Below are 12287 nucleotides of genomic sequence, written 5' to 3'. Positions count from 1 at the left end.
GTCAATTGTCACGTGCATATGGCAGTTCAGGATCGACTTTCGGAGAGGGTCTGACCGATGCGATTGATCAGGATTGTGCTGGCGCTGCTTGTACTTGGCGTCGGGGTGCTGTGGTCGCTGCAGGGGCTCGGGCTCGTCCATGGCTCCTTCATGACCGGGCAGCGCCAGTGGCTCTATATCGGCCTCGTCACCATGCTGATCGGCCTCGTCGGGCTCCGCTGGGCGAACCGCTCGCGTGTCTGAAACGCTGCCGTTTGGGCTTTCGACCGCGGACCTCTTAGGCCGGTGGCTCTCTCCCGCGCGGTAAGGGGCGCTGTCCCACCAGCGTTGAAGGAACAGCGCCCTGCTTGTCGTCAGGCGGCCTTAGCGGTCGACTTGGCCGATTTGACGTGGGTGACGCTGCGGCGTCCGTCGACGCTCACCGGCACATCGCCGTCGACGGTGGCGCGGCGCACGATGCGCTGCTCGCTGCCATAGTCGTTCACTGCATAGTGCTGCGTGGCCCGATTGTCCCAGATGGCGACGTCGCCGGCCTGCCAGCGCCAGCGCACGGTGTTCTCCGGCGCCGTCACATAGCTCTGGAACAATTCGTAGAGTTTTGAAGAGTCGCTCTTCGACAGGCCGACGAAACGCTGCACGAAATTGCCGAGCAGCAGCGAGCGCTCTCCGGTTTCGGGATGCACGCGCACGACCGGATGCTCGGTTTCGTAGACGGTCGAGGTGAAGACCTCCTCGAAGTGCTTGCGTTCCTCGGCTGAGGCGCGGGGACGGACGGCGGCGTAGTCGTAGACATTGCTGTGGATGGCCCAGAGGTTCTCCGCCAGGAGCTTGAGCGGCGCCGGCAGGCTTTCATAGACGGCATGCGTGTTGGACCAGATCGTATCGCCGCCGGCCACCGGAATGACGACGCCGCGAAGCACGGAGAATTTCGGATAGGCATCCACGAAAGTGACGTCGGTATGCCATTGGTCGGCGCGGCCGCCGCCACGGCTGGAATCCAGGTTGAGGATCGAAGCGGTGCCGGCGATCGGCCCTTGCGTCGGATGCGGCACAAGATCGCCCAGGCGCCGCGCGAACAACTCGTGTTCGGAATCGTCGAGATGCTCCTGGCCGCGGAAGAACACCACCTTGTGCTTCAAAAGCACCTGGTTGATCGATTGGATGGTGGCGTCCGACAGGTTTCCATCGAGGCGAATGCCCCGGATTTCCGCTCCGACACGGGCAGTGAGCGGAACGACTTCGATCGCGGCAATGGCATCGTTGGCTGCTGTTGGGTCACTCATGGGAATCTCCTCGTTTCTGTTGGGGGAAGGCGGGGGCCGGGCAATCACTGGGACCAGTACTGCCAGGCCCAATAGAAACTCTCGTCGCGCGGCGGCAGGCGGTCACGTTCGCCATCCAGCTTGACCGGCGCCGGCGATTTCGGTTCAGGACCCGATGTCCGGCTGTCGGCGGGAAGCCGCAAAAGCCAGTTGCCGACATGGGCGAAAAGCACTGCGGTAGAATGTGTCATCATCCTTCTCCTTCGCTCCGTTCAATCCCGCCCTGCCCAGGGCACCAGAATCCGCTCGATCCGGCGGATGACGAATTCGAGCGCGAAGGCAATTGTTGCGATCACCAGGATGCCCATCACCACCACGTCGGTGACCAGGAACTGCGCGGCCGACTGGATCATGAAGCCAAGCCCGCGCGTCGCCGCCACCAGCTCGGCCGCGACCAGCGTCGACCAGCCGGCGCCGAGCGCGATGCGCAGGCCGGTGAGGATCGAAGGCAGGGCGCTGGGCAGGATCACATGGCGCACCACCTGGGCGCGCGTGGCGCCCAGCGATCGCGCGGCATTGATGCGCTCGCGCGAGACGCCGCGCACGCCGGCGGCCGTCGACAGCGCCACCGGCGCCAGCATGGCGATGGCGATGACGAGGATTTTCGACGGCTCGCCGATGCCGAACCAGATGACGATCAGCGGCAGATAGGCGAGCGGCGGGATCGGCCGCAGGAATTCGAGCAGCGGATCGAACACGCCGCGGCCGATCCTGCTGACGCCGATGGCGAGCCCGACCGGGACGCCGATGAGGATCGCGGCCACCAGCGCCGCGAAGACGCGCCAGAGACTGGCGGTAATGTGTTCAAGCAGCGTCGCGTCGACAAAGCCGTTGCGCGCGACGACGACGAATTTTGCCCATACTGCCGCCGGCGAGGGCAGGAAGACGGGCGAGACGAGCTTCAATTGGGCGGAGATCGCCCAGGCGGCGAGCAGGACGAGAATGGTGATCGCGCTGACCAGCCGGGCCGAGATGGCGGCCCGCTTCGGCTTCGGCCGCGACCACGGCACGGACAGCCCGTCCGTCTCGCCGGCCTTGGTGGCAGGGCGTTCGGTATAGGCGCTGACGCTCATGCCGCTTCTCCTTCGAAGATTGCGTCGGTGAGCTCGGCGCGGGCGGTGGTAAAGGCCGGGTCGGCCTTGATGGTGCGGATCGGCTCGCCTGCGGCATAGCGGCGGCCGAAATGGGTCTCGAAGCTCCGCACCACATGGCCGGGCCCCGGCGCCAGCACGACGATGCGGGTGGCGAGCACCAGCGCCTCCTCGATACCATGCGTCACCATCAGCACGCCGACTTGGGCCGCTGCCCACAGATCGAGCAGCGTCGTCTGCATGCGTTCGCGCGTCAGCGCGTCGAGGGCGCCGAGCGGCTCGTCGAGCAGCAGGAACTCCGGCTCGGCGGCCAGAGCGCGAGCAAGGCCGACACGCTGGCGCATGCCGCCGGAAAGCTCCCAGATGCGCTTGTCGCCGGCGTCCTCGAGCTTGACCAGCGACAACAGCTCATCGGCGCGCCGCGCCCGTTTGCCGGCGCTCACGCCGCGCAGTCTGAGCGCGAAGGCGACATTTTCCCGTGCCGTCAGCCAGGGAAACAGCGCGTCGTTCTGGAACACCACGGCGCGGTCGGGTCCTGGCGCGGTGATCGGCCGGCCACCGATCGTCGCCTGGCCGCGCGTCGGTTCGACCAGGCCGGCGGCGACGTTGAGCAGCGAAGTCTTGCCGCAGCCGGAGCGGCCGACCAGCACGACGAAATCGCTCTTGCCGATATCGATCGACACGCGTTCGACCGCAGGCGCCGGCTGGCCGTCATAGTGGACGCTCACCTTATCGAGAACGAGATGCGGCATCGGGATCGGACCTCAGTTGGATCAGGGGCCTGCCCCGAATCCGCTCCTCGTAAAGCGGTTCCGGGGCAGGCAAGCGCAAGGCCAGGGAAGAAGGCCGCGCTTGTCGGGCAATCCGGGGAAAGGCGGTCAACCTTGCGGAATTGCGTGGCGAAAAGCTCAATTCGAGGCGAGCGCCTCGCTGGCGTATTTCGACGTGACGTATTTCGAATAGTCTGGCAGCACGGCGTCGATCTTGCCCTGCTCCTTGAGGAAGGCCGACGTCGCCGCGACTGCCTTTACCGTGGCGCCGCCGAGGAACTTGTCCGATGCCTGTTCGTCGAGCGTCGGGAAGACATAGCCCTTGAGCAGTTCCGGCACCTCTTCCAGCTTGGCGCCGGTGAGCTTGGCGATCTTGCCGGCTTCGGGCGAGGACACCGACCAGGCCCCGGGCTTGGCCAGATACTGGGCATAGGCCGCGCCGGTCACCTTGACGAAGTCGCGCACGGCTTCCGGATGCTTGTCGGCGAAATCGGTGCGCACGATCCAGGCGTCGAAGGTCGGCGCGCCCCAGGCGGCGACCTGCGAGGAATCCAGCACCACCTTGCCGGAGGTCTTGATCTGGCCGAGCGCCGGATCCCAGACATAGGCCGCGTCGATGTCGCCGCGGGCGAAGGCTGCGGCGATCTCCGGCGGCCTCAGATTGAGGATCTGCACCGATTTCGGATCGACGCCTTCATGCTTGAGCGCCGCAAGCAGGCTGTAATGCGTGGTCGACACGAACGGCACCGCGACCTTCTTGCCGGCGAGGTCGGCGACCTTCTCGATGCCGGCGCCATTGCGGGCGACCAGCGCTTCCGACGGGCCGATCAGGCCGACGACGAAGATGGTCTGGATCGGCAGCTCGCGGCTGGCGGCCGCTGCCAGCGGGCTCGAGCCGACATAGCCGATATCGACCGAGCCGGAAGCCACCGCCGCGATGACATCGGCGCCGGAATCGAACTTGCGCCAGTCGATCGCGGCCTTGGTCGCCTTCTCATACACGCCGTCGGCCTGCGGCACTTTCGAGGGCTCGACCACCGTCTGGTAGCCGATGGTGATCTTGAGATCCTGCGCCTCTGCCGGACCGAGCAAGGTGGCGCCGGCCAGAGCGGCGGCCGACGACAGAAGCAGAATGCGTCGTGAAATGGTTGACATTGAAAGGCTCCATAAACCCCTGAGAAATCGGATTGCCTTTCTATCGTCGGTTAATTCTATCGGGTTTGTAGAGTTAAATCCTTCCAACGAAGTGGGTTTTGTTGGAAAAGTGTCGCCAGGTAGCGACGGCGGAAGCGCAAAAGGACAGTCGCGGATGTTTACTTCGCGATGCCGGTCCGGTCGCGCCTTCCATGCCGTGACATAAGAGCGATGATAGGGTGCAGAACTATCTTTTCAGGGAGGTTCAAAGGGGGTCCATTCTCGACCGCTGCATTTGTCTCGAAGGTCGCGGCATGGATTCTAGGGTCTGCGCTCCGCTTCGCGTCGCTCCGCCCTAGAATGACGAAGGGAGGGGTAGGGCGTCGCTCTCGGATATCGACCGAACGGAAAATCCGCCTGTCATCCCAACTCGGCAAAACCATGCTTCAAATAGCGAGCGAATTGGAAACCGGGTTTCGTGTGCGGAGCGGTTAGTATAGTAATCTTATCAACATTGGGAGTGAGAGAACGATGCGCGACCTTTTGAAGACCGTTCCGGCGATCGTTCGCGGCCCCAGGCCGCCGGCGGCGGTCGTCGCGCGCTGACCGCTCCGTCAGGTTTTCGGCTCGCCACCATGGTTGGACGCGGCAACTCCATCATCATTGTCGGCGGCGGCGCCAGCGGTGTCGTGCTCGCCGCGCATCTCTTGAAATCGTCCAATTCGGACCTGCGCGTCACGCTGATCGAGAAGCGGCCGCATTTCGGCCAGGGCATGGCCTATTCGACGCTGCTCTCGGCGCATGTGCTCAACGTCAATGCCTCCGGCATGAGCGCCTATGCCGACGACCCGGGCAATTTCGCGCGCTGGCTGCTGGATCGCGGCTTTGCCAAACCCGACCAGGGTCCTTTCTATGCGCCGCGCAGCCTCTATGCGCGCTATCTGCAGGACCTGCTCGACGAGCTCGAGGAACGCGAGCGCGAGAGCGGCCGGTTGCGGCTGATCCGCGAGGAGAGCCTGTCGATCTCGCCGACGCCGGCGGGCGTCGAGGTGGCTCTCGCGAATGGAACAAGCGTCGTCGGCCATCTGGCGGTGCTCGCCACCGGCCATGACGAACAGCCCGGCGCCTTCCAGGGCCAGGCCGTCCGCATGGGCTCCGAGGGCGACAGCGCGCTCGATCCCGAGGCGCCGGTTCTGCTTTTGGGCACCGGTCTGAGCATGGTCGACGCCTTCCTGTCGCTGGAGCAGCGTGGCCATCGCGGCGCGATCATAGCTGTGTCGCGGCGCGGCCTGCTGCCTTCGCCGCACCGCAAGGGCAATCCGATCAAGCTGGACGTCGCCGACATCCCGCTCGGCACGCAGCTTTCCTATTTCGTCGGCTGGTTCCGCAATCTGATCCGCGAGACGCAGAAGGCCGGCGGCGACTGGCGTGACGTGGTCGATGGTCTGCGGCCCTTCAACCAGACGATCTGGCAGAACTGGCCGTCCTCTGCCAAGCGCCGCTTCGTCGAGCACACCAAGGCCTGGTGGGACATCCACCGTCACCGCATGGCGCCGGAGGTCTATGCGCGGGTCACCGAAGCGGTCCAGTCGGGCCGCATCCGGCTCGTCGCCGGCCGGGTCGTGGATGTCATGCCGAACGATGGCTTCGTCGTAAAAATCCAGCCGCGCGGCAAGCAGGACATAGAGACCCTCGATGTCGCGCGCATCTATGACTGCATGGGCATCGCCCGCGACATATCGCGGACCTCGAACCGCGTCGTGCGCGCGCTGGTCGAGCGTTCCCTGGCGCGGCCCGACCCGCTGCGCCTCGGCCTTGACGTCACCGGCAAATGCGAACTGATCGCGGCCGACGGCACGGTGTCGTCAAAACTGCTCGCCGTCGGGCCGTTGACGCGCGGCACCTTTTTCGAGATCGACGCCATTCCCGACATCCGCGTGCAATGCGCGAAGCTGAGCAAGCTTCTTCTCGGCTAGCAATTCCAGGAAAAGTGTGAAGCGATCAGGCTCGGCGGCTTCGCCGTAGCCCTTCCGTCCGGAATTGCGTCAAAACAAATAAAGTCTAACCTCCCAGCGCCTCGCACACCACGCGCGCGGTTTCGGCGCCGGAAAAATTCTGCTGTCCGGTGATGAGGTTGCCGTCGCGCACGGCGAAGCCGCGCCAAAGGCCGGCCTGGATATAATTGGCTCCGATCGCTTTCAGCTCGTCCTCGATCCGCCACGGCATCAGATGCTTGCCGCGTTCCAGCGCGCCCATTTGCCAGGTGGCGTTGTCGGCGAAATCCTCCTCGACATTGGCAAAGCCGGTTACCGTCTTGCCCGCGGCAAGCAGCGACCCGTCGGCCCGCCTGGCGTAGCGCAGGACAGCGGTGCCATGGCAGAGCGCTGCCGCCACCTTGCCGGCCTCGTGGAAGGCAACGAATTTTTCCTGCAGGCCGATGGCGCGCTCATAGCTGAACATCGGCGACTGCCCGCCGGCGACGACGATGGCGTCGAAGCGCGCGACATCGATCGCCGAGACCGGCCTCGTGTTGTCGACCAGCGCCTGCAGTTTCGGGTTCGAAATGAAGCCGAGCGAAATGAGGTCGGTTTCCGAATAGCCCGAAGCATCGCGCGGGTCGCTCAATGCGTCGGCCTCGCATTTGCCGCCGTCCGGCGAAAAGATCTCGACCTCATAGCCGCGCTCGGTGAAGGCGAACCAGGGATGGGTGAGCTCGCTCCACCAGAAGCCGACCGGCCAACCTGTCGTGGTCGAGACCGCCGGGTTGGCGATGACGATCGCCACCCGCTTTGGGTTGCGCGCATTGACCGGATTGGGATCCCGAACACTCATCTCGCTCTCCTCCTGATGAAACGCTGCCCGACAAGGTCGGGCTCTTCAACCCCGCCAGATGGCGGGGCAATTTCCGCTTTCGCCTCGCCCGCCCCTTGCCTAGGATCGGCGCATGACACAACGCGGTAGACTCTATGGCTGCCCGGTCGAGTTCGCGCTCGACGCGCTCGGCGGCAAGTGGAAGACGGTGATCCTGGCCCGCATCAAGCAGGGGCCGCTGCGCTATTCGGAACTCCGCCGGTTGATCCCCTCGCTCTCCGACAAGATGCTGACGCAGCGCCTGGCCGACCTGGTCGAGATCGGCTTCGTCACGCTGGAGACCTCGCCCGACGGCAAGGCGCGCTACGCCTTGAGCCCGCGCGGCCACGATATCGCCGCCGCCCTTCAGGCGCTTTACGACTGGGGCGACGTGCACGGTCGCGCCGAGGGCGTGCGCTTCCGCACCGACGTCGAGGCGGCGGCTTAGAGCAATTCCAGGAAAAGTGTGAAGCGGTTTTCCGTCCGGAATTGCGAAACAAAAGAAAATCATTCTATGCGCCGGCAAGCGCGATGCGAAAGCCGGCGACATCGGTGACGATGGCTTCGCCGAGGAAGCGCAATGTCGCCATCGAACGGTCGCGCGCTTGCCTGTTGCCGAAGCCGCAGGCGTCCTCGATCACCACGGCGACGAAGCCGTTGTCGGTCGCCTGTCGCACCGTCGGCTCGATGCCGATCTCCATGGCGATGCCGGCAAGCGCCACCGCGCGCACACCGCAATCGCGCAAGGCAAAGCCGAGCGCGGTGGAATCGAAGGCCGACATGGTCAGCTTGTCGAACACCGCCTCGTCCGCGCGCGGTTCCAGCTCTGACACGATCCGCGTTGCCTCGGCGTCGCGCGGGAACCAGGGCCGCACCGCGTCAGGACTGTCCAGGCGCTGCCAGGCCATGGCGGTGCGCAATTGCGTGGCGCCCATCCATGCCTTCGGCAGCGACAGATGGCGCGTGAAGGCAACCCGCATGCCGGCCGAGCGTGCTGCTTCGAGCACGACGCCGGTGCGCTCCACGATCGTCGCCCCGCCCTCGACCTGGCGGCAGATGCCGACCTGCACGTCATAGACCACCAGCGCCATGCGGCGCGGATCGCACCATTCGGCGAGGGTCGTTGGAACCTCTATCCCGTCACTGGAGCGGATCATGCCGCGGTCCGATCCCATGGCTTGGCGATGTCGACGGTCGGGTCGAACAGGAATTCGAGCGGCAAGGGCGCGTCGAAGGCAATGAAATGCCATTCGAGCAGGCCGGCCTTGGACAGGGGGAAATCGTCGGTATAGCGCTTCGCCTCCTCGACGCTGTCGAGCTCGAAGACGATGATGACGCCACCGATATCGGCGCGCGCATAATTCTCGCGCACGATGCCTGCCTTCCAGAGCCGCCAGACATTGGAGACCTCCTCGGGCAGGTAGGGTCTGAGCTCATCGAGCGTGACGCCGGGCTTGAAATTGTCATAGGCAAGAATCTTCATCCGACCGTTCCTTGGCAATTGCCGTCCGCCCCGCGCCCCGTTCGGCTAACATGGTGGAAAAGGCACCGGCAACGAACGACATGGTGCGTTGAAATGGTCTCCTGACAGACGCGATTTGAGCCGATCGATTGAGTAAGCACCTGGAGGAAGAACGGCGTGAGCATTGAAAGACTGAACCCTGAAGGCATGCACAGCAACCCAGCCTATTCGCAAGGCGTGTCGCTGCCCGCCTCGGCCCGCATCGTGCTGGTCGGCGGCCAGAACGGGGTCGACGCCGACGGCAACATCGTCGGCAAAGGCGATCTGGCAAAGCAGACGACGCAGGCGCTGGCCAATCTGGCCAAGGTGCTCGAGGCCGGCGGCGCGAAGCCGGAGGATCTGGTCAGCCTGTCGATCTATATCGTCGGCGATCAGGACATCCGCCCCGGCTTCGGCGCCTGGATGGCCTTCTGGGCCAACCGCGCCCCGCCGCCTATCATCAAGGCGCTGCGCGTGGCGGGCCTCGGCCACCCGGATTTTTTGATCGAGATCGAGGGACAGGCTGCAGTTCTCGGCGGCTGATTGATCGGCGCAGGCGCATCGCGCCGGCCTTTCGACATTGAGAAGCGGCTTCCCGCGAAATTCCATTCCCCGACTCGCCACCCGATTGGCACGATCTATCTTCTTTCGGGAAGCAAAGGGCTGGAAAAGACGGTTCCGTGCAATCCGCGAACCCGGAATGGATTCCGCTCGCATCATGCGCAAGATTGCCGGACCCGCGTCGACCTGCTGCCACGGAGCGTCCAGATGAGCGAGCATAAAAAAGCAGCGCCTGACCGCGCCGACCCCAATCTGTCGAGGCTGCGCCCGCCTTACGGCTCGGTGCTCGACCTGATCGGCCAGACGCCGGTGGTCGAGCTGACCAAATTCGACACCGGCAAATGCCGGCTGTTCATCAAGCTCGAAAGCCAGAATCCCGGAGGCTCGATCAAGGACCGCATCGCGCTGTCGATGATCGCCGCGGCCGAGAAATCGGGCGCGTTGAAGCGCGGCGGCACCATCGTCGAGGCCACAGCCGGCAACACCGGCCTCGGCCTCGCCCAGGTCGGCATCCCGAAGGGCTACCGCATCATCCTGGTCGTGCCCGACAAGATGTCGCGCGAAAAGATCCAGCATCTGCGCGCTTTAGGCGCCGAGGTGCGCATGACGCGCTCCGACGTCGGCAAGGGCCATCCCGAATATTACCAGGACATGGCTGAGAAGATCGCCGCCGAGCTGCCCGGCGCCTTCTACGCCAACCAGTTCGCCAATCCGGCCAACCCGCTGGCGCATGAGACCACGACCGGGCCGGAGATATTTTCGCAACTCGATGGCGACGTCGACGCGGTGGTGGTCGGCGTCGGCTCCGGCGGCACGCTCACCGGGCTCGGCCGCTATTTCGCGAAACACTCGCCGAAGACCGAAATGGTGCTGGCCGATCCGGTCGGCTCGGTGCTGGCGCCGCTGATCAAGACCGGCAAGATGGAAGAGGCCGGCAGTTGGACCGTCGAGGGCATCGGCGAGGATTTCGTGCCGCCCAATGCCGACCTGTCGCTGGTCAGGAAAGCCTACTCGATCCCCGACAAGCAGAGCATGCTGGCGGTGCGCGACCTGTTGTCCAAGGAAGGCATTTTGGCCGGTTCGTCCTCCGGCACGCTGTTGTCGGCCGCGCTTCGCTATTGCCGCGAGCAGACGACACCAAAGCGCGTCGTCACCTTCGTCTGCGACAGCGGCAACAAATACCTGTCGAAAGTCTTCGACGATTTCTGGTTGGCCGAGCAGGGCCTGGCCGAGCACGAGCAGCATGGCGATCTGCGCGACCTCGTCATGCGCTCGCACCGCACCGGCGACACCGTCTGGGTCGGCCCGGACGAGAGCCTGCTCAACGCTTACGGCCGCATGCGCCGTTCCGATGTCTCGCAACTGCCGGTGCTGGACGACGGCAAGCTGGTCGGCATCGTCGACGAGAGCGACATTTTAGCCAAGGTCGACGGTCCCTATGACGGCCGTTGGGATCGCTTCAACGGCCCGGTGCGCACGGCCATGACGTCGAACCTGCACACGCTGCAGGCCAGCCAGACCCTGGACGCGCTGCTGCCGGTCTTCGACCGCAACGAGGTCGCCATCGTCTTCGATGGCGAGGAGTTCATCGGTCTGATAACCCGTATCGACCTGATCAATCATTTGAGGCGCCGCGCAACATGACCAAATCCGGCAAGAACCGCCTGGCCTTTTCCACCCGCACCATCCATGGCGGTCAGAGCCACGACCCGCTGACCGGCGCGGTGATGGTGCCGATCTATGCCACCTCCACCTATGGCCAGCAGTCGCCCGGCGTGCACAAGGGTTTTGAGTACGCCCGCAGCCAGAACCCAACGCGCTTCGCCTTCGAGCGTGCGGTGGCCGATCTCGAAAGCGGCTCGGCCGCCTTTGCCTTCGCCTCCGGCCTGGCGGCGATCGGCACCGTGCTCGAACTGCTCGACAGCGGCGCCCACATCGTCGCCACCGATGATATCTATGGCGGCTCCTTCCGGTTGATGGAACGGGTGCGCAAGCGCTCGGCCGGCCTGCAGGTCAGCTTCGCCGACTTCACCGACCTTGCCGCCGTCGAGGCCGCGATCCGGCCGGAGACGAAACTGCTCTGGGTCGAGACGCCGACCAACCCGCTGCTGCGCATCGTCGATCTCGAAGCGGTGGCGGCACTGGCCAAACGCAAGGGGGTGCTGACGGTCGCCGACAACACCTTCTGCAGCCCTTATATTCAGAGGCCGCTGGAGCTCGGCATCGACATCGTCGTCCACTCGACGACGAAATATCTCAACGGTCATTCCGACATGGTCGGCGGCGTGGCGGTGGTCGGCGACAACAAGGACCTCGCCGCCCAGCTGAAATTCCTGCAGAACGCCATCGGCGCCATCTCCGGCCCGTTCGACAGTTTTCTCGCGCTGCGCGGCATCAAGACCCTGGCGCTGAGGATGGAGCGCCACTCGTCGAACGGCCTCAAAATAGCGCAATGGCTGGAAGCCCGCAAAGATGTCCGCCGCGTCATCTATCCAGGCCTCGCCAGCCACCCGCAGCACTCCATTGCCGTTCAGCAGATGCATGCCTTTGGCGGCATGATCTCGGTCGATCTCGATCGTGATCTTGCGGGGACAAAACGCTTCCTCGAGCGAACGCAGCTGTTCACGCTGGCCGAAAGCCTCGGCGGCGTAGAAAGCCTGATCGAGCATCCGGCGCTGATGACGCATGGCTCGATCCCGGCGGAAAAACGCGCGGCAATCGGCATCACGGATTCGCTGGTCAGGCTGTCCTGCGGCATCGAGGACGGCGACGATCTGATCGCGGATCTGGAGCAGGCGTTTGGGGGCTAAACGGCTTCGCCGCGATCCGTGGCGCCCCCTCTGTCCTGCCGGACATCTCCCCCACGAGGGGGGAGATTGGCAGCTTCGGCACCCCGCGCAATCCTGCGACGCTGCCAGTTGGCGAAAGCCGCGATGATAGCTGATCTCCCCCCTCGTGGGGGAGATGGCCGGCAGGCCAGAGAGGGGCGCTGTCCCGCTGACATCTCGGTGTGTGTGCCATTGCAGACCGCCATTCACTCATTAAACTACCCCCAACT

14 protein-coding genes are annotated in these 12287 nt (G+C 64.7%); 6 read left to right on the top strand and 8 right to left on the bottom strand.

From position 1 onward, the window contains the following. Nucleotides 1–57: 57 nt before the first annotated feature. A complete protein-coding gene (locus tag AB6802_RS17405; RefSeq protein ID WP_371011385.1) occupies nucleotides 58–243 on the top strand; it encodes a hypothetical protein in 186 nt (61 codons plus the stop codon). Nucleotides 244–353: 110 nt separating this feature from the next. Here AB6802_RS17405 and AB6802_RS17400 read toward each other — a convergent pair whose 3' ends face one another. From AB6802_RS17400 to tauA, 5 genes are all read right to left on the bottom strand, one after another. Beyond that, nucleotides 354–1283: a TauD/TfdA dioxygenase family protein gene (locus tag AB6802_RS17400; protein ID WP_371011384.1), complete on the bottom strand. Its 930-nt coding sequence runs from the start codon at nucleotides 1281–1283 to the stop codon at nucleotides 354–356. A 44-nt stretch (nucleotides 1284–1327) separates the two neighbouring features. After that, a complete protein-coding gene (locus tag AB6802_RS17395) occupies nucleotides 1328–1513 on the bottom strand; it encodes a hypothetical protein (RefSeq protein ID WP_371011383.1) in 186 nt (61 codons plus the stop codon). A gap of 21 nt (nucleotides 1514–1534) precedes the next feature. Beyond that, nucleotides 1535–2395 (bottom strand): ABC transporter permease subunit, encoded by an 861-nt coding sequence (locus AB6802_RS17390; RefSeq protein ID WP_371011382.1) that lies wholly within the window; start codon nucleotides 2393–2395, stop codon nucleotides 1535–1537. Further along, nucleotides 2392–3165 (bottom strand): taurine ABC transporter ATP-binding protein, encoded by a 774-nt coding sequence (locus AB6802_RS17385; RefSeq protein ID WP_371011381.1) that lies wholly within the window; start codon nucleotides 3163–3165, stop codon nucleotides 2392–2394. The genes AB6802_RS17390 and AB6802_RS17385 overlap by 4 nt, the downstream gene beginning before the upstream one ends. Nucleotides 3166–3321: 156 nt before the next feature. Beyond that, nucleotides 3322–4338 (bottom strand): taurine ABC transporter substrate-binding protein, encoded by a 1017-nt coding sequence (gene tauA, locus AB6802_RS17380; protein ID WP_371011380.1) that lies wholly within the window; start codon nucleotides 4336–4338, stop codon nucleotides 3322–3324. A gap of 614 nt (nucleotides 4339–4952) precedes the next feature. Here tauA and AB6802_RS17375 point away from each other — a divergent pair. After that, nucleotides 4953–6293: an FAD/NAD(P)-binding protein gene (locus tag AB6802_RS17375; protein ID WP_371011379.1), complete on the top strand. Its 1341-nt coding sequence runs from the start codon at nucleotides 4953–4955 to the stop codon at nucleotides 6291–6293. A gap of 85 nt (nucleotides 6294–6378) precedes the next feature. Here AB6802_RS17375 and AB6802_RS17370 read toward each other — a convergent pair whose 3' ends face one another. Next, nucleotides 6379–7149: a type 1 glutamine amidotransferase domain-containing protein gene (locus AB6802_RS17370; protein WP_371011378.1), complete on the bottom strand. Its 771-nt coding sequence runs from the start codon at nucleotides 7147–7149 to the stop codon at nucleotides 6379–6381. A gap of 112 nt (nucleotides 7150–7261) precedes the next feature. Between AB6802_RS17370 and AB6802_RS17365 the strand changes: the two genes are divergently transcribed. Further along, nucleotides 7262–7615, top strand: a complete 354-nt coding sequence (locus AB6802_RS17365) for a winged helix-turn-helix transcriptional regulator (RefSeq protein WP_371011377.1) — start codon at nucleotides 7262–7264, stop codon at nucleotides 7613–7615. Nucleotides 7616–7679: 64 nt separating this feature from the next. Here AB6802_RS17365 and AB6802_RS17360 read toward each other — a convergent pair whose 3' ends face one another. Further along, nucleotides 7680–8324: a cysteine hydrolase gene (locus AB6802_RS17360; protein WP_371011375.1), complete on the bottom strand. Its 645-nt coding sequence runs from the start codon at nucleotides 8322–8324 to the stop codon at nucleotides 7680–7682. Then, nucleotides 8321–8650, bottom strand: a complete 330-nt coding sequence (locus tag AB6802_RS17355; RefSeq protein WP_371011374.1) for a hypothetical protein — start codon at nucleotides 8648–8650, stop codon at nucleotides 8321–8323. The genes AB6802_RS17360 and AB6802_RS17355 overlap by 4 nt, the downstream gene beginning before the upstream one ends. 156 nt (nucleotides 8651–8806) lie before the next feature. On the opposite strand from AB6802_RS17355, the gene AB6802_RS17350 reads away from it, so the two are divergent. From AB6802_RS17350 to AB6802_RS17340, 3 genes are all read left to right on the top strand, one after another. Beyond that, the gene (locus AB6802_RS17350) at nucleotides 8807–9211 is read left to right on the top strand and encodes a RidA family protein (protein WP_371011373.1); all 405 of its coding nucleotides are present in this window, start codon (nucleotides 8807–8809) and stop codon (nucleotides 9209–9211) included. 225 nt (nucleotides 9212–9436) lie between these two features. Next, entirely contained in the window at nucleotides 9437–10873 is a 1437-nt protein-coding gene (locus AB6802_RS17345; protein WP_371011372.1) for a pyridoxal-phosphate dependent enzyme, read from the top strand. Continuing rightward, a complete protein-coding gene (locus AB6802_RS17340) occupies nucleotides 10870–12039 on the top strand; it encodes a PLP-dependent aspartate aminotransferase family protein (RefSeq protein ID WP_371011371.1) in 1170 nt (389 codons plus the stop codon). The genes AB6802_RS17345 and AB6802_RS17340 overlap by 4 nt, the downstream gene beginning before the upstream one ends. Nucleotides 12040–12287 lie beyond the last annotated feature (248 nt).

This window comes from Mesorhizobium sp. RCC_202, assembly GCF_041355295.1.
GTDB lineage: Bacteria > Pseudomonadota > Alphaproteobacteria > Rhizobiales > Rhizobiaceae > Mesorhizobium.
The sequence above is the reverse complement of the archived record's forward strand: the minus strand, read 5'-3'. Positions and strand labels throughout refer to the sequence as shown.

Coding starts and splice junctions, on each gene's coding strand:
- tauA (WP_371011380.1), bottom strand. CDS start 4,338: ATGTCAACCATTTCACGACGCATTCTGCTTCTGTCGTCGGCCGCCGCT.
- AB6802_RS17400 (WP_371011384.1), bottom strand. CDS start 1,283: ATGAGTGACCCAACAGCAGCCAACGATGCCATTGCCGCGATCGAAGTC.
- AB6802_RS17370 (WP_371011378.1), bottom strand. CDS start 7,149: ATGAGTGTTCGGGATCCCAATCCGGTCAATGCGCGCAACCCAAAGCGG.
- AB6802_RS17390 (WP_371011382.1), bottom strand. CDS start 2,395: ATGAGCGTCAGCGCCTATACCGAACGCCCTGCCACCAAGGCCGGCGAG.
- AB6802_RS17360 (WP_371011375.1), bottom strand. CDS start 8,324: ATGATCCGCTCCAGTGACGGGATAGAGGTTCCAACGACCCTCGCCGAA.
- AB6802_RS17340 (WP_371011371.1), top strand. CDS start 10,870: ATGACCAAATCCGGCAAGAACCGCCTGGCCTTTTCCACCCGCACCATC.
- AB6802_RS17375 (WP_371011379.1), top strand. CDS start 4,953: ATGGTTGGACGCGGCAACTCCATCATCATTGTCGGCGGCGGCGCCAGC.
- AB6802_RS17365 (WP_371011377.1), top strand. CDS start 7,262: ATGACACAACGCGGTAGACTCTATGGCTGCCCGGTCGAGTTCGCGCTC.
- AB6802_RS17395 (WP_371011383.1), bottom strand. CDS start 1,513: ATGACACATTCTACCGCAGTGCTTTTCGCCCATGTCGGCAACTGGCTT.
- AB6802_RS17345 (WP_371011372.1), top strand. CDS start 9,437: ATGAGCGAGCATAAAAAAGCAGCGCCTGACCGCGCCGACCCCAATCTG.
- AB6802_RS17355 (WP_371011374.1), bottom strand. CDS start 8,650: ATGAAGATTCTTGCCTATGACAATTTCAAGCCCGGCGTCACGCTCGAT.
- AB6802_RS17405 (WP_371011385.1), top strand. CDS start 58: ATGCGATTGATCAGGATTGTGCTGGCGCTGCTTGTACTTGGCGTCGGG.
- AB6802_RS17385 (WP_371011381.1), bottom strand. CDS start 3,165: ATGCCGCATCTCGTTCTCGATAAGGTGAGCGTCCACTATGACGGCCAG.